Below are 15,954 nucleotides of genomic sequence, written 5' to 3'. Positions count from 1 at the left end.
TAACCTGTTTATTTAACCAGTAGCGAACCGATTCTTTATGGACGTCTCCCACATCATCGATCCTTTGAACGATGCCCAGCGTGAAGCTGTTACCGCACAGAACGATCACCTTTTGGTTCTGGCCGGCGCAGGCAGCGGCAAAACCCGTGTTCTGGTGCACCGGATCGCCTGGTTGATGACTGTGGATCGGGTTCCGCCTACTGGCATCCTGGCGGTGACCTTCACCAACAAGGCCGCCAAGGAAATGCGTTATCGCATCGAGCAGATGATGCAGATTCCGGCCCGTGGACTCTGGTTCGGCACGTTTCATGGCATCGCTCACCGTCTTCTGCGTTCGCACTGGAAAGACGCAGGCTTGCCCGAGAACTTCCAGGTGCTGGACAGCGACGACCAGCTGCGGCTGATCAAACGGGTGATGCGCGAAAACCAGATCGACGAGAGCAAGTGGCCGCCGAAGCAGGCCCAGTGGTTTATTAACAGCCAGAAGGACGAGGGGCTGCGGGCGGATCATATCCAGGAGAATCCGGGCGATCAGTTTCTGTCGATCATGCTGAAGATTTACCGCCAGTACGAGAAGCTCTGCCAGCAGGGCGGCCTGGTGGATTTTGGCGAGTTGCTGCTGCGCTCCCACGAGCTCTGGCTGCACCGGCCAGAGCTGCTGGCCCACTACCAGGGCCGGTTCCAGCACATTCTGGTGGACGAGTTCCAGGACACCAATACCATTCAATACGCCTGGCTGCAGGTGCTGGCCAGCAACCGTGTCCCGCTGACGGTGGTGGGTGACGACGATCAGTCCATCTACGGCTGGCGGGGCGCCAAGATCGAGAACATCCAGCAATACCAGCGGGATTTTCCCAATTCTCGGCTGGTGCGCCTGGAGCAAAACTATCGTTCCACCCAGATGATTCTGAAGGCGGCCAACGCTGTGATCGCCAATAACCAGGGTCGGCTTGGCAAAGAGCTCTGGACCGACGGCCCGGAAGGCGAGCCGATCAGTCTGTACGCGGCGTTCAACGAACAGGATGAAGCGAACTACATCGCCGACAGCATTTCCGCCTGGGTTCAGGACGGCAATCTTCGCAGTGAGTGCGCGATTCTATACCGCTCCAATGCCCAGTCCCGTGTGCTGGAAGAGGCGCTGATGCGCCAGGGGATTCCCTATCGGGTCTACGGCGGCCTGCGCTTCTATGATCGCCAGGAAATACGCAACGCCCTGGCGTACCTGCGGCTGGTTCAGTACCGCCGCGACGACGCGGCGTTTGAGCGGGTGGTGAACGTGCCGCCCCGTGGCATTGGCGCCAAGAGCCTGGCGGAGCTGCGGGAATACGCCACTGAGCAAAGCATCTCGTTGTGGGAGTCCGCCGAGCGCCTGCTGGAAGCCGGGCAGGTGAAAGGCCGCGCCAAAACCGGGCTGCAGTCGTTTATTGCGATTATCGAAAAACTGTCCGGCATGGTGGGGGATGCGACCCTGCATGGGTTGATGAAGCAGACCATTGAGGACAGCGGGCTGAAGGACTATCACGCCAGCGAAAAGGGCGAGAAAGGTCAGGCGCGGGTGGAGAACCTGGAAGAACTGGTCAACGCCTTGTCTGACTATGAGGTGGAAGACGGCGTGGACCCGCTGGCGGAATTTATTGCCCAGGCCGCGCTGGACGCCGGCGAATCCCAGGCCGAAGCTCATGAGGACAGCGTGCAGCTGATGACCCTGCATTCTGCCAAAGGCCTCGAGTTTCCGATGGTGTTCCTGGCCGGTGTGGAAGAAGGTTTGTTCCCTCACGGCATGTCCCTGGAGGAGCCCGGCCGTATGGAAGAGGAGCGTCGTCTGGCCTACGTGGGTATTACCCGGGCCATGAAAAAGCTGGTGCTTACTTACGCCGAATCCCGCCGGTTGTACGGGCAGGAGAAGTTTAACGCTCTGTCCCGGTTTGTGCGGGAAATTCCGGGCGATTGTTTGCAGGAAGTGCGGCTGAGAAATACTGTGACTCGGCCGGCGATGGTTGAGCGTCCCAACGAAAGCCTGTTTGCCCAGGATTCGGCCCAGCAGTCCGGCTTCAGCCTGGGGCAGCGGGTTCGCCATCCCAAGTTTGGTGAAGGCATCGTGATGAATTCAGAGGGTACCGGGCACCATACTCGGGTGCAGGTGAACTTTGATGAGGGCGCGAAGTGGCTGGTTCTGGCTTATGCGCCTTTAGAAGCCTGCTAGCTTGAGTGCGTGCACAGGGTTGAGGTGGCCTTTCCAAAACACGCTCCTTGCGGCACATCCATGTGACGCTTGGGCTCCGCCATCCATGGCTCCGCACAGTTTTGGAAAGGCCGCCCCAACCCTGCGCTTCAGACTCTTTGCTGGGCGCCGCGCTCACATAAGAACTGCGTAAATCACACCCGCCAGAATAATCCGGTAGATAACGTACGGCCACATGCCTACCTTGTTGAGCCACTTCAGAAAGAAGTGGATCGCGGTAATGGCCATAAGGAACGAAGTCACCCCGCCAATCAGAAAACCACTCCAGTCGACGATCACATCCGAAGTTGCGACTTCCAGCAGTTTTACCGCCGATGCCAGCACGATGATGGGAATCGCCAGCAGAAACGAGAAACGGGAGGCGGTTTCCCGGGTCATGCCGAGGAAAAGACCGGCCGTGATGGTAACGCCGGAACGGGAGGTGCCCGGGACCAATGCCATGGCCTGGGCGATGCCGACGAGGACGGCGTCTTTCCAGTTGAGCCTGTCCAGGGTGCGCTGGCGTTTTGGCAGCCAGTCGGCAACGCCCAGTAGCAGGCCGAAGAACAGGGTGGTGAAGAAGATGACTTCCACCGCCCGCAATTCGTTGTCGATCATGTCCAGCAAGGCCAGGCCGGCCAGGCCTGCCGGGATAGTGCCGATGACCAGGTACCAGGCCAGGGCGCCCTGGCCGACGATTTTGCGGCGGCTGACTGATATCAGGCCGTCCCGGGCAATGCCGAAGACGTCCCGCCGGAAATAGAGCACAACCGCCAGCAAGGTCCCGACGTGCACGGATAGATCAAAACCTACGCCCTGATCGGTCCAGTCGAACAATGCAGGGGTGAGGATCAGGTGGGCGGAGCTGGAGATCGGGAGGAATTCGGTCAGTCCCTGGAGAAGGCCAAGGAAAAGGGCCTGGAAAACGTCCATTGCGTGGATTCCGTCAGGTTCGGTGCGTCAGAAATGTCGGCGCGATATTAGCAGGGTGGGCGTGAGCTGAACAGGTAGCGGGGTAAGGTCAGCACCGTGACTGAAAGCCCGGTGCTGACCACCGGGATTCAGGCGGGAAACCGGTCCCGGGTGCGATTGGCTATTTTTACCAGCATCAGCATGAGCGGTACTTCCACGAGCACACCAACCACAGTAGCCAGCGCGGCTCCGGATTGCAGACCGAACAGGGCGATGGCCGCGGCCACAGCCAGTTCGAAGAAGTTGCTGGCACCAATCATGGCGCCCGGCGCCGCGATGCAGTGGCGTACTTTCCAGAGCCTTGCCCAGCCATAGGCCAGGAAGAAAATCAGGAAGGTCTGAACAATCAGCGGCACGGCAATCAGCAGGATGTGCAGGGGGTTGTTCAGGATTACCTCGCCCTGGAAGGCGAATAGAAGCACCAAGGTGACGATCAGCGCCGCCGGGGTGACCGGGCTGAGCCGCTTCATAAACACATCGTCGTACCACTGCTGACCGTGGCGAGAGATCAGGGCGCGGCGGGTCAGGTAGCCGGCCGTCAGCGGAATCACGATGTACAGAACGACGGACAACAGCACGGTATCCCAGGGCACCTGGATATCTGAAATGCCCAGCAGGAACACAACAATCGGGGCGAAAGCGAACAGCATGATGATGTCGTTCAGGGATACCTGCACCAGGGTATAGGCGGCATCGCCTTTGGTCAGGAAACTCCACACGAACACCATGGCGGTGCAGGGTGCCGCACCCAACAGGATCGCTCCGGCCAGGTACTCGCTGGCCAGTCCCGGCGCGATCCATGGTTCGAACACCACCATCAGAAAGAACCAGGCAATGGCAAACATGGTGAAGGGCTTGATCAGCCAGTTCACTATGGTAGTGATCGCCAGGCCCTTCGGTTCTTTGCGTACCCCGACTACCGCACTGAAATCAATCTGCGCCATCATCGGGAAAATCATCGCCCAGATCAGAATGGCGATAGGGATGGAGACCTGCGCGTATTCGAAACGGGACAGGGTTTCCGGTACCACCGGTGCGATCTGGCCCAGCGCTACGCCGGCGATAATGGCCAGGGCGACCCAGACCGACAGGTATTTCCCGAAAAGATCCATGCCGCCCGAGCTGGACTCGGTGGTTATTGCATCGTAATTGGCATCCATTGTGATTTTGGAATCCTGTACTCGTCGCACTGTTGCGCCTATTGTGCGCCAAGTAAGATGGTTCTGAAAATGTCGGTGCGGGAAACCGAGGATGAAACTCAGCCTCACTGTCCAATACTTGTAACCATCATGGTATGTAATGGATTGAAGAACACTGTCAGGAGAAGATTATGAGCAAAATCAGGGTAGGCATTAACGGCTTTGGCCGCATTGGGCGCCTGGCCTTGCGGGCGGCCTGGGGCTGGCCGGATATGGAGTTTGTGGCCATCAACGACCCGGGTGCCGACGCCGCCACACTTGCCCATCTGCTCAACTTTGACAGCATCCATGGCCGCTGGAGCCAGGAAGCGACCGCGGATGGAACGGATATCGTCATCGAGGGCCAGCGCATTCGCGTTACACACAATCGCACCATCGGGGAGACCGACTGGTCCGGCTGCGATCTGGTGATCGAGGCCAGCGGTGTAAACAGGAAGGTCAGTGCCTTGCAGGCCTATCTGGACCAAGGGGTAAACCGGGTCGTTGTCACGGCGCCGGTTAAGGAAGCTGGTGCGAAAAACATTGTTGTCGGTGTGAACGATGACATCTTTGACCCGGCCAACGACCGCATAGTGACTGCCGCTTCGTGCACCACTAACTGCCTGGCGCCGGTGGTCAAGGTGATTCACGAGAAGCTGGGCATCAAGCACGGCTCCATCACCACCATTCACAGCCTGACCAACACCCAGACCATTATTGATGCGCCCCACAAGGATTTGCGTCGGGCCAGGGCCTGCGGCAGCTCACTGATCCCCACCAGCACCGGCTCGGCAACGGCGATTATCGAGATCTTCCCGGAATTGAAAGGCCGTCTGGACGGCCATGCGGTGCGAATTCCGCTTACTAACGCTTCATTGACCGATTGTGTCTTTGAAGTGGAGAAGGCCACGGATCGTGAAACTGTGAACGAACTGCTCAAAGAAGCGGCCGAAGGCGAGCTGAAAGGCATTCTGGGCTATGAAGAGCGCCCGCTGGTCTCAATTGACTACAAGACCGACCCGCGTTCGTCCATCGTCGATGCCCTGTCCACCATGGTGGTCAACGGCACCCAGGTGAAAATCTACGCCTGGTACGACAACGAATGGGGCTACGCCAACCGCACTGCAGAACTGGCTCGCAGGGTAGGCACTGCCTGATATGACGGCTGCCATCAGACAGTACCTGGTGATTACCGGCAACTACTGGGCCTTCACCCTCACCGATGGGGCCCTGCGGATGCTGGTGGTGCTGCATTTCCACCAGTTGGGTTACTCGCCCCTGGAAATCGCCTTGCTGTTCATCTTCTACGAGTTTTTCGGGGTGGTGACCAACCTGGTGGGCGGTTACCTGGGCGCCCGCATGGGGCTGAACCGTACCATGAACATCGGGTTGTTCCTGCAGATTGTGGCACTGGGTATGCTGGCGGTGCCGGCGGCCATGCTCACGGTGCCTTGGGTGATGGCAGCGCAGGCACTTTCCGGGATTGCCAAGGACCTGAACAAGATGTCCGCCAAGAGCGGCATCAAGTTGCTGGTGCCGGACGAGCAACAGGGCACGCTGTACAAGTGGGTGGCGATTCTCACCGGTTCGAAGAACACTCTGAAAGGCGTTGGCTTCTTCCTTGGTGGTGTGCTGTTGATGGCTGCCGGCTTCACAGGCGCCGTGATCATCATGGTCGTGGCTTTGGGACTGGTCTGGCTGGCCAGCCTGTTTCTGTTGGGGCAGGATCTGGGCAAGAGCAAGGCCAAGCCTAAATTCCGCGAGATCCTCTCCAAAAGCCGGGCTATCAATGTGCTCTCGGCGGCGCGGATGTTTCTGTTCGGGGCCCGGGATGTCTGGTTTGTGGTGGCTTTGCCGGTCTACCTGCACACGGTCTTTGGCTGGGACTTCTGGAAAGTAGGCGGCTTTATGGCCACCTGGATCATCGGCTATGGCTTTATCCAGACCATGGCGCCACGCATCACCGGCGACATGGAAGGCAAGCAGCCTGCTGTGCTCTGGGCGGCGGCCCTGGCGCTGGTTCCGGCAGGAATTGCCATTGGCCTGACGGCAGGCTGGTCACCCCAGTTCGTGATCGTTGGCGGTCTGCTTTTGTTTGGCGTGTTGTTTGCCGTCAACTCGTCGCTGCACAGCTATCTCATCGTCAGCTATGCCCGTGGGGATGGTGTGTCGCTGGACGTGGGTTTCTATTACATGTCGAACGCGGCCGGGCGTTTGCTGGGCACCATCCTGTCGGGGTGGGTCTATCAGGCTTACGGATTGGAGGCCTGCCTGTGGATATCGTTCGGTCTGGTGGCCACCGCTGCGCTGCTGTCGCTGATGTTGCCCGAGCGTCGGCCAGTAACAGCCTGAGCGGGCCTCAGAACCGAATCGCCAGCCCGGCTGCGGCTTCCACCTGCAGGTAGCCGCTGCTGTCGAATCTGAGTTCGCATTCCCCTGAGCAGAAGGCCGAACCCCCGGAATTCAGGGCGGTGTAAACACCGCGCAGATCCAGCCTCAGGCGCAGTTGTTCAGTCAGGAAAAACTGGTAGCCGCCGCCAATGGACAGGGCGGCCCGGTGGTGGGTTTCATACCGTGAATCGTCCGGTTCCAGTCGGGTAACCCCGAATACACCGGAGACAAAGCCGCCATGATTCTGGCCACCGGGGAAATACAGTCCGCCAAACTGGAGTTGGTAGATGGTCAGGTCGATGGATTCCACACCCGGAGCGAACAGGCCATTGTCCAGTCTGGCCGAAGTGGTCTGCCGCCCGACATACAGTTCTCCCTGCTTGCCGGGATCCGGCAGATCGAAATTGAACACCAGCCCCTGGCTGGGGGTATCCCGGAAGTCGATCTGGTCTGAGGTGCTGGCCCCGGCGGTCCTTATATCCACCGAACTGCTCATCCGATACCCCGCAAAGGGCGCCAGGCTGACTTCCGCTGCGACCGGAGCGGCGATCAGTGCAGATGCCAGTGTGAACGTGACAAGAGATCGAAGCTTCATACCTACCTGGCCTGAGCGACTGTCGACTGGTTGTTGGCGGAACACTGTGTAATGGTATAGCCGTTACGAACTTGGGCGAAACCTGGTGATGCTATCTTGACAGATCTGGTGCTGGAAAATCTCAGCGTTGGCACTTTGCGTAACGTGTCGTTACGGGTCCCCGGTGGCGAGGTTGTCTGCGTGTCCGGGCCTTCGGGCAGCGGCAAGAGTCGTTTGCTCAGGGCTGTGGCAGACCTGGAACCCCATGATGGCAGGGTTTCTCTGGGTGATACCGGTCAGTTGGACGTTCCGGCACACCAGTGGCGAAGTCGGGTTGTCATGGCTCCGGCAGACAGTCAATGGTGGTTTGATGACGTGGGTGGTCACTTTCCCGATGAGGCGAAGGCAGGATTGCCGTCAGCGCTGGGGTTTACGCCAGAGGTCATGGGCTGGTCAGTGAGTCGGCTGTCCTCCGGAGAACGGCAGCGGCTCGCAATCTGGCGTGCTCTGGCCCTTGAACCAGAGGCTCTGCTGTTGGACGAACCTACCGCCAATCTGGACAACGACAGCACCGAAGCCCTTGAAACCTGGCTGCTTGACGAGATCCGGAGGCGGCAGATTGCTGTGCTCTGGGTCGCCCATGACCCGGCGCAGATCCATCGGGTGGCGAATGCCCACTACCGGATTCATGGCACCACGCTGGAGCGCGTCGATGGAAGTCATTGATCTGGCCTGGTGGAAGCTGGGGCTGGCGGCCCTGTTGGTTCTGGCGCTTGCCGGCACCGGGTATCTGGCCCGACTCGGCATTACCCGAAGCCTGCTGATTGCGGCCCTGCGCACGATCATTCAGCTGGCCCTGATCGGGCTGGTGCTGGAGGCCCTGTTCGCGTCCTCTGCGTTTTACTGGATTGCTCTGCTGGCACTGATCATGCTCCTGGTTGCAGGCCGTGAGGTTGTCGCGCGCCAGGGGCGCCGGCTTCGGGGCTGGTGGGCATTCAGTATTGGCACGGGGGCGATGTTTGTGTCGTCCTTTGCGGTTACCGTTCTGGCCCTGACTGTGGTCATCGGCCCCGAGCCCTGGTACGCCCCGCAATACGCTATTCCGCTCCTGGGCATGATGCTCGGTAACACCATGACCGGCGTCAGTCTCGCGCTGGACCGTCTGAATGAATCGGTCTGGCGGCAGCGGGCGGTTATCGAAAACCGGCTAATGCTGGGCCAAACCTCACAGCAGGCGCTGGAGGATATCCTTAGGGACGCCATGCGCAGCGGTATGATGCCGTCCATCAACGCGATGGCCGCCGCTGGTATTGTCAGTCTTCCGGGTATGATGACTGGTCAGATTCTCGCGGGTAGTCCGCCGGCGGTGGCGGTCAAATACCAGATTCTGGTGATGCTGATTATTACCGTTGGCACCGGTTTCGGTGCGCTGATGGCGGTTTCGTGGGGTGGTCGCAGACTGTTCGATGACCGGGAACGCTTGCGGCTGGATCGACTGGTGAAGTCCTGAAACAGCGGTCCCAACCTCAACAAGACACCAAAGTAGCATGGGCGAGGCCAGCCCCTCGAGGCTAGGCTTGGTCCATCGCGTGGAAGAAGACAACAACAATGATCGACCTGCTACGACGCTATCCCCTCCCTGTGATTGTCCTGGCCCAGCTTTTTGGCACCTCGCTCTGGTTCAGTATCAACGGTGTCTGGCTGTCGCTGTCCGCGGAACTGGGCCTGTCGGAAACCGATCTGGGACGGCTGACGCTGGCGGTGCAGGCCGGGTTTATCGCCGGTACCCTGACCATTGCAGTGACCGGTCTGGCTGACCGGTTCGGCGCCAGTCGTATCTTTGCGCTGTCGAGTCTGGTTGGTGCACTGGTTAATGGCGGATTTATTTTCGCCGCCGGTGCACCGCCGCTCGATTTTCTTCTGCGGTTTGCCACGGGTCTGTGTCTGGCTGGAATCTACCCGCTGGGCATGAAAATGGTAATCGCCTGGACCCCGAAATACGCCGGCGCCGCCCTGGCCTGGCTAGTGGGCATGCTCACCCTCGGCACGGCCTTGCCACACCTGATGCGAGGAGCAACTCTGGGCATGCCCTGGGAGTGGCCGTTGATGGCCGCCTCCTGCCTTGCGGTGGCTGGGGGCCTTCTGGTGTATGTGTTGGGGGAGGGCCCGCACTTGCCCAAAAGCAGCGGGCGTTTGCCTCTGAGCCAGGGGCTGGCGGCACTGCGTATCCCCAGATTCCGGTCCGTGGCCGGAGGTTACTTCGGCCATATGTGGGAGCTCTACGCATTCTGGACACTCACGCCGCTGCTCATCGGTCGGGAGCTGCAGCGATTAGGTCAGAGTGACTCGTTCATTCCCTGGTTGTCGTTTGCCGTTATCGGGATTGGCGCGGCGGGCTGTGTCGGTGGCGGCAGGCTCAGTCGCACCCTGGGCAGCGAGTGGGTAGCCCGCCGAGCACTGATGATTTCCGGTGCTTTCTGTCTTGTGTATCCCTGGCTGAATGGGCTCTCGCCGGTCGTTTTGATGGTGTTGCTGATTGTCTGGGGTATTGCCGTAGTGGCAGACTCCCCCCAGTTTTCCGCGCTGGCCTCGGCAGCGGCACCCAGGGAATCAGTGGGCTCCTCGCTGGCGGTGATGAATGCGGTCGGGTTTGGGCTGACTCTTCCGGCCATCTGGCTGACCAGTGGCTTATGGGGGCAGCTGGATGTCTGGGTGGTTCTGCTTCTGTTCCCGGGGCCGGTGCTTGGGTTGTGGTCACTGTCCAGGGCCCGGCCTGAGGTTCAGCCCGGCTAATGGTTGTGAGCATGACGAAGTCCGAGATACCTGGCGCACGGGTTCTTTTGCTGTCCGGCTACGATGCCGCCAGTCACCGCCGCTGGCGCGAGCACCTGGCGGCCCTGTTACCCGAGTTCCATTGGCACACACTGGCACTGCCTCCCAGATTCTTCCGCTGGCGCATCCGCGGCAACCCGCTGAGCTGGCTGAAGGAGCCACTCCTGCAGGAACCCTGGGATCTGATAGTCGCCACATCCATGGTGGATCTGGCCACCCTGCGGGGTCTGAACCCGCGCCTCGTCCGCACGCCCTGCCTGCTGTACATGCACGAAAACCAGTTTGCGTTCCCGATCTCCAGCGGCCAGAACGCCAGTGCCGATCCGCAAATGGTCAACCTCTACAGCGCCCTCTGTGCCGACTGCGTGGTCTTCAACAGTGGCTGGAATCGGGACAGTTTTCTGGCCGGAGCCCGGGCGTTCCTTCAGAAACTGCCCGATGAGGTACCGGAAGGCCTGATCGAAACCTTGCGCGACCGGTCCCGTGTCATCCCGGTTCCGATTGAGGATCGGTTGTTTTTCGAGCGCCCGCCACTTTCGGGCCGGGCCTGTCCGCATCTGCTCTGGAACCATCGGTGGGAATACGACAAGGGGCCTGATCGGCTGCTGAATTTGCTGCAGGTACTGGAACAACGCTCGGTGCCTTTCCGGCTGAGCGTGGTAGGGGAGCGGTTTCGCAGCTATCCAGAGGCATTTGACCGGATTCGTGAACAGTTCAGTCATCGAATCGAACACTGGGGCTTCCTGGACAGCCGTGACGACTACGATCATTTGCTGCGTCAGGCGGACCTGGTCGTCTCCACGGCACTTCACGATTTCCAGGGGCTGGCGATGCTGGAGGCCATGGCCTCAGGTTGCGTTCCGCTAGCCCCCAATCGACTGGCCTATCAGGAATATGTCCCGGAGCAGTGTCGTTATGTTAGCCATGAACAGGATGCCAGGCGAGAGGCGGAAGCAGCCGCCGACTGCCTCGAAGCACTGCTCAAAACAGACGTGCCAGCCTGTCCGCCCGAGGGTTGGCGGGCATCAAGACTGGCCGGAGACTACCAGGCTTTGTTTGATGGATTGATTAAAACCTGAGCAGGCAAGCCCTGATCCTGTTTCTTCCCCAAACCTGTCTCAGATCAAACCTGCCCTCTTGCGGTTGTCACCGTCGATACTAGACTCAGAACTGTCTGTCGGCCTCACCACAGGGAGTCGTGGCCATGGAGTTCCATACCCTCGACGGCAATGAAGCGGTGTCCTCGGTGGCTTATCGCCTGAGCGAGACCATTGCCATCTATCCGATTACGCCCGCCTCGGTGATGGGCGAACACGCTGACGACTGGGCGGCCCTGGGCAAACCCAATCTCTGGGGGCAGGTTCCCAGCGTGGTGGAAATGCAGTCCGAGGCCGGTGCCGCCGGGGCCATGCACGGGGCGCTGCAGGCCGGTTCCCTGGTGACCACCTTTACCGCGTCCCAGGGCCTGCTGTTGATGCTGCCCAATCTGTACAAGATTGCCGGTGAACTGTCGCCCTTCTGCATGCATATTGCCGCCCGCAGCATCGCCACCCATGCCCTGTCGATCTTCTGCGATCATTCCGATGTGATGAGTGCCCGCGGTACCGGGTTTGCCCTCTTGGCGTCCGGTTCGGTCCAGGAAGCCCAGGATATGGCCGCCATCGGCCACGCAGTCACTCTGGAAAGCCGTGTCCCGGTGATGCATTTTTTCGACGGCTTCCGTACCTCCCATGAGATTTCCAAGATCGCCGCCCTGAGCGATGACGATCTGAGGGCTCTGGTACCCCATGAAGGACTGGAGGCACACCGGAGCCGCCGAATGACGCCGGACCGGCCGGTGGTTCGGGGCACATCCCAGAACCCCGACGCCTTCTTCCAGGCCCGGGAGGCCATCAACCCGTTCTATCAGGCATTTCCGGACAAGCTGGAAGCCGTGATGGACCGGTTTGCCGGTATTACCGGCCGTCAGTACCGGTTGTTTGATTATGTCGGCCACCCCGACGCTGACCGTGTGATTATCCTTATGGGATCCGGCGCCGAATGCGCCCACGAGACGGTCGAATGGCTGCTGGAGCAGGGCGAGAAAGTCGGTGTGCTCAAGGTGCGCCTGTTCCGGCCCTTTGCGACCGACCGTTTCCTGAATGCTCTGCCAGACACCGTCGAGCACCTGGCCGTGCTGGACCGAACCAAGGAACCCGGTGCCCAGGGCGAGCCACTGCTGTTGGAAGTCAGTGGCGCCCTGATGGAAGCCTGGAGCCGGGGCGAGCGCAAGGTGCTGCCCCGGGTGATCGGCGGTCGCTATGGTCTGTCTTCCCGGGAATTCACTCCGGCCATGGTGTGCACCATTTTTGACGAACTGAAGGCCGAGGCGCCGAAAACCCGTTTCACCGTTGGCGTGCGGGACGATGTCAGCCATCTTTCGCTGAACGTGGACAGTGAGCTGGATATCGAGTCTCCGAAAACCCGTCGGGCCCTGTTCTTCGGTCTCGGCGCTGATGGCACTGTCAGCAGTAACAAAGCCAGCATCAAGATTCTGGGCGAGGGCACGGACCTCTTCGCCCAGGGGCATTTCGTCTATGATTCCAAGAAAAGCGGCGCGACCACGGTATCCCACCTGCGGTTCGGCCCGTTGCCCATCCGCTCCAGCTACCAGATCAACACGGCCCAGTTTGTGGCCATTCATGCGCCCCAGTTCCTGGAACGGTTTGAAGTGCTGGAACACGCCGCCGAGGGCGCTACGGTGCTGCTGAACGTGCCCTGGCCAGAAAACGAGGTCTGGGATCGGCTCTCGGTGGAGGTCCAGCGTGCGCTGGTCGAGCTCAAGGCCCGACTGTTTGTGATTGATGCCGCCGAGGTGGCAGAAAAAGCGGGGCTGGAACGGCGGATCAACACGGTGATGCAGGTCTGCTTCTTCGCCCTGGCCGATATCCTGCCCCGGGAAGAGGCCATTGCCCACATCAAGGAGTCCATCCGAAAGACCTGGGGACGGCGCGGGCCGGAAGTGGTGCGCCGAAATGTGGAGGCGGTGGACTCGGCACTGGACAACCTGCATGAAGTAACGGTGCCGGATAAGGTAACGGCAACCCGCACCCGACCACCGAGAGTGCCAGAGAGTGCGCCGGACTTTGTGCAGAAAGTCACTCGCCTGCTACTGGAAGGGCAGGGGGACAAGCTGCCGGTCAGCGCCTTTCCTCCTGACGGAACCTGGCCAACCGGCACCAGCCAGTACGAGAAGCGAACCATCGCCCTGGAAATTCCGATCTGGGAGTCTGACCTCTGCGTTCAGTGCAACTTCTGCGCAATGATCTGCCCGCACACCGCGATCACCAGCAAGGTGTTCGAGCCCGAGGCGGCCAAGGGGGCGCCGGAGAGCTTCGAGGCCGTGCCGGAAACCCAGACCTCTGAACTGGAAGGCCTGGATTACCGAATTCAGGTGGCGCCGGATGACTGCACCGGTTGTGGTCTGTGTGTGGAGGTCTGTCCCGCCAAGGACCGGGCCCAGCCAAAGCGCAAAGCCATCAACATGCAGCCCATTGAGCAGCACCGTGAGGTGGAAGCGGAGAACCTGGCGTTCTTCCGGAGTATTCCGGATGTGCCCAGAGACCGCATCCCCCGCGACTTCAAAGCCCTGCCGCTGCTGATTCCGCTGTTCGAATATTCGGGCGCCTGTTCCGGCTGCGGTGAGACACCCTACATCCGTCTGCTGACCCAGCTTGTGGGTGACCGGCTGCTGATTGCGAACGCCACCGGTTGTTCCTCGATCTACGGTGGCAATCTGCCCACCACGCCCTACACGGTGAATGCCGACGGCCGGGGGCCCACCTGGAACAATTCGTTGTTCGAAGACGCGGCGGAACTGGGTCTGGGCATGCGCTTGGGGCTGAACAAGCTTGTCGGCCGGGCCCGGCAGTTGCTGGACGCAGTGCAGGGTCAGTTGCCCGGGGGGCTTTATGCGGACCTGACCTCGCCCTGCACGACAATCGATGAAACCGCCATGGCGTCTCGGCGCGCAGCCATCGAGGATCTCCGTAGCTGGCTGACGGACCAGGAGGGGCAGGAGGCCCGGGAACTCGACAGCCTGGCCGACGAGCTCTGCCCGAAGAGCGTCTGGGTGATTGGCGGTGACGGCTGGGCCTACGATATTGGCTATGGCGGCCTGGACCACGCCCTGGCCTCGGGCCAGAACCTGAAATTGCTGGTGCTCGACACCGAGGTCTATTCCAACACCGGCGGGCAGCAGTCCAAGGCCACGCCCATGGGTGCAATTGCCAAGTTTGCCGCCGCCGGCAAGGCGACCCGCAAGAAGGACCTGGGCCTGCTGGCCATGAGCTACGGCCATGTCTACGTGGCCCAGATCGCCATGCAGTCCCACAGTAACCACACCACCAAGGCCCTGCAGGAAGCCGAGAGCTTCGAGGGCCCGGCACTGATCATTGCCCACAGCCCCTGCATTGCCCACGGCTACGATCTGGTGCACTCGCCGTCACAGCAGAAGCGGGCAGTGGACAGCTGGGCCTGGCCGTTGTACCGGTTTGATCCCCGTCGCACCCACGAGGGGCTGCCGCCACTGCAACTGGATTCCCCGCGCCAGAAAATCACCATGAAAGCCTACATGCAGGAAGAGGCCCGTTTCCGGATGCTGGAGCTGAGGGATCCCCAACGCTACGAACAGCTGGTGGCTGCGGCGTCGGAGGCGGCCACCGAACAGCGCGAGCTCTACAAACAGCTGGCCGGGATCCACTTTGAGCCCCACGAAGCTTCCGGCGCAGATAACCAAGAGGGTGAACGTCATGACTGACCTGGCAACCCGTTGGCTGGGCCTCGAACTCCGCTCGCCCCTGGTGGTCGGCGCCAGTCCGCTGACCGACGACCTGGATGCACTGAAGGCCTGCGTCAAGGCCGGTGCCGGTGCGGTTGTCATGCACTCGCTGTTTGAGGAGCAGCTGGTCGAGGAGCAGATGGCGGCTCATCGATTTATTGATTCCCGGATCAATACGGACGCCGAAGCCCGCTCGTTTTTTCCGGAGTCGGAGCTTTTCGAGATGGGATCGGGCAGCTACCTCCAACGGCTGGAGCTGTTGCGTCGATCACTGAATGTGCCAGTGATTGCCTCGCTCAACGGTATTTCCACCGGAGGCTGGACCGGACACGCCCTTGAGCTGGAGGCCGCCGGTGCCCATGCCATTGAGCTCAACCTCTATGACCTGGCCACCGATCCCTCCGAGACAGCCGCCAGTCTGGAACAGCGTCAACTGGCGGTGGTGCGCTCGGTGGCCGAACAGGTCACCATTCCCGTCAGCGTCAAACTGTCGCCGTTCTATTCGGCCTTGCCGTCCTTTGTCTCCGGTGTTGAAGCGGCAGGAGCCCGGGGACTGGTGTTGTTCAACCGCTTCTATCAGCCGGAGATGGACCTTGATGAGCTGGAATTGAGCCGGGAAGTGGTGCTGTCTTCCAGTGCCGAGCTGCCACTGCGGCTACACGCGTCGGCCATGCTTTATGGCCAGACGTCTCTGGAGATGGCTATATCGGGTGGGGTTCACACCGGTGATGATGCGGCCAAGGCAATCCTGTCCGGTGCAGCCGCTGTTCAGGTGGTATCAGCGATCCTGGCGGACGGTCCCGATGCCCTGGGGCGAATACACCACGGTATGAGCCGGCGCTTGTCCGATATGGGCTATCGTGATCTGGCTGAGGCGCGAGGCGCGCTGTCAATGGACAAGGCGCCCAACAGTCGCACCTGGGAGCGCCTCAACTATGCCCGCCTGCTGCACGGCTGGAAGTGACAG

At 60.6% G+C, this 15,954-nt stretch carries 12 protein-coding genes; 9 read left to right on the top strand and 3 right to left on the bottom strand.

What is annotated here, in order from left to right; translation table 11 throughout:
- Nucleotides 1–37 precede the first annotated feature (37 nt).
- Complete coding sequence (gene uvrD / locus SIC15_RS18765) at nucleotides 38–2,203, top strand: DNA helicase II (RefSeq protein ID WP_069182197.1); 2,166 nt, start codon at nucleotides 38–40, stop codon at nucleotides 2,201–2,203.
- A 153-nt stretch (nucleotides 2,204–2,356) separates the two neighbouring features.
- On the opposite strand, the gene SIC15_RS18760 is transcribed toward uvrD, so the two are convergent.
- Together SIC15_RS18760 and arsB are read right to left on the bottom strand one after the other, a co-directional pair.
- On the bottom strand, nucleotides 2,357–3,154 hold the full coding sequence (locus tag SIC15_RS18760) for an undecaprenyl-diphosphate phosphatase (protein ID WP_412536663.1): 798 nt from the start codon (nucleotides 3,152–3,154) through the stop codon (nucleotides 2,357–2,359).
- Between the two features lie 128 nt (nucleotides 3,155–3,282).
- Nucleotides 3,283–4,353 carry an ACR3 family arsenite efflux transporter gene (arsB, locus tag SIC15_RS18755; RefSeq protein ID WP_349342277.1) on the bottom strand — a complete coding sequence of 357 codons (1,071 nt, stop codon included), beginning with the start codon at nucleotides 4,351–4,353 and terminating at the stop codon, nucleotides 3,283–3,285.
- Nucleotides 4,354–4,523: 170 nt separating this feature from the next.
- Here arsB and SIC15_RS18750 point away from each other — a divergent pair, with 170 nt between their 5' ends.
- Nucleotides 4,524–5,528 (top strand): ArsJ-associated glyceraldehyde-3-phosphate dehydrogenase, encoded by a 1,005-nt coding sequence (locus tag SIC15_RS18750; protein WP_412536662.1) that lies wholly within the window; start codon nucleotides 4,524–4,526, stop codon nucleotides 5,526–5,528.
- Nucleotide 5,529: 1 nt separating this feature from the next.
- Nucleotides 5,530–6,723: an organoarsenical effux MFS transporter ArsJ gene (arsJ, locus tag SIC15_RS18745; RefSeq protein WP_291904529.1), complete on the top strand. Its 1,194-nt coding sequence runs from the start codon at nucleotides 5,530–5,532 to the stop codon at nucleotides 6,721–6,723.
- A 7-nt stretch (nucleotides 6,724–6,730) separates the two neighbouring features.
- Here the strand turns inward: arsJ and SIC15_RS18740 are convergent, their stop codons facing one another.
- The gene (locus tag SIC15_RS18740; protein WP_412536661.1) at nucleotides 6,731–7,357 is read right to left on the bottom strand and encodes a hypothetical protein; all 627 of its coding nucleotides are present in this window, start codon (nucleotides 7,355–7,357) and stop codon (nucleotides 6,731–6,733) included.
- 96 nt (nucleotides 7,358–7,453) lie between these two features.
- Between SIC15_RS18740 and SIC15_RS18735 the strand changes: the two genes are divergently transcribed.
- From SIC15_RS18735 to SIC15_RS18710, 6 genes are all read left to right on the top strand, one after another.
- The gene (locus tag SIC15_RS18735; RefSeq protein ID WP_412536660.1) at nucleotides 7,454–8,062 is read left to right on the top strand and encodes an ATP-binding cassette domain-containing protein; all 609 of its coding nucleotides are present in this window, start codon (nucleotides 7,454–7,456) and stop codon (nucleotides 8,060–8,062) included.
- Entirely contained in the window at nucleotides 8,049–8,846 is a 798-nt protein-coding gene (locus SIC15_RS18730; RefSeq protein ID WP_412537634.1) for an ABC transporter permease, read from the top strand. The genes SIC15_RS18735 and SIC15_RS18730 overlap by 14 nt, the downstream gene beginning before the upstream one ends.
- 98 nt (nucleotides 8,847–8,944) lie before the next feature.
- Entirely contained in the window at nucleotides 8,945–10,129 is a 1,185-nt protein-coding gene (locus tag SIC15_RS18725) for an MFS transporter (protein WP_412536659.1), read from the top strand.
- Nucleotides 10,130–10,140: 11 nt separating this feature from the next.
- Nucleotides 10,141–11,247: a DUF3524 domain-containing protein gene (locus tag SIC15_RS18720; RefSeq protein ID WP_412536658.1), complete on the top strand. Its 1,107-nt coding sequence runs from the start codon at nucleotides 10,141–10,143 to the stop codon at nucleotides 11,245–11,247.
- 125 nt (nucleotides 11,248–11,372) lie between these two features.
- Nucleotides 11,373–14,966: a pyruvate:ferredoxin (flavodoxin) oxidoreductase gene (gene nifJ / locus SIC15_RS18715; RefSeq protein ID WP_412536657.1), complete on the top strand. Its 3,594-nt coding sequence runs from the start codon at nucleotides 11,373–11,375 to the stop codon at nucleotides 14,964–14,966.
- A complete protein-coding gene (locus SIC15_RS18710) occupies nucleotides 14,959–15,951 on the top strand; it encodes a dihydroorotate dehydrogenase-like protein (RefSeq protein ID WP_412536656.1) in 993 nt (330 codons plus the stop codon). Before nifJ ends, SIC15_RS18710 begins: the two co-directional genes overlap by 8 nt.
- Nucleotides 15,952–15,954: the final 3 nt, after the last annotated feature.

This window comes from Marinobacter sp. MIT932201, assembly GCF_047123295.1.
Classification (GTDB): domain Bacteria; phylum Pseudomonadota; class Gammaproteobacteria; order Pseudomonadales; family Oleiphilaceae; genus Marinobacter; species Marinobacter salsuginis.
The sequence above is the reverse complement of the archived record's forward strand: the minus strand, read 5'-3'. Positions and strand labels throughout refer to the sequence as shown.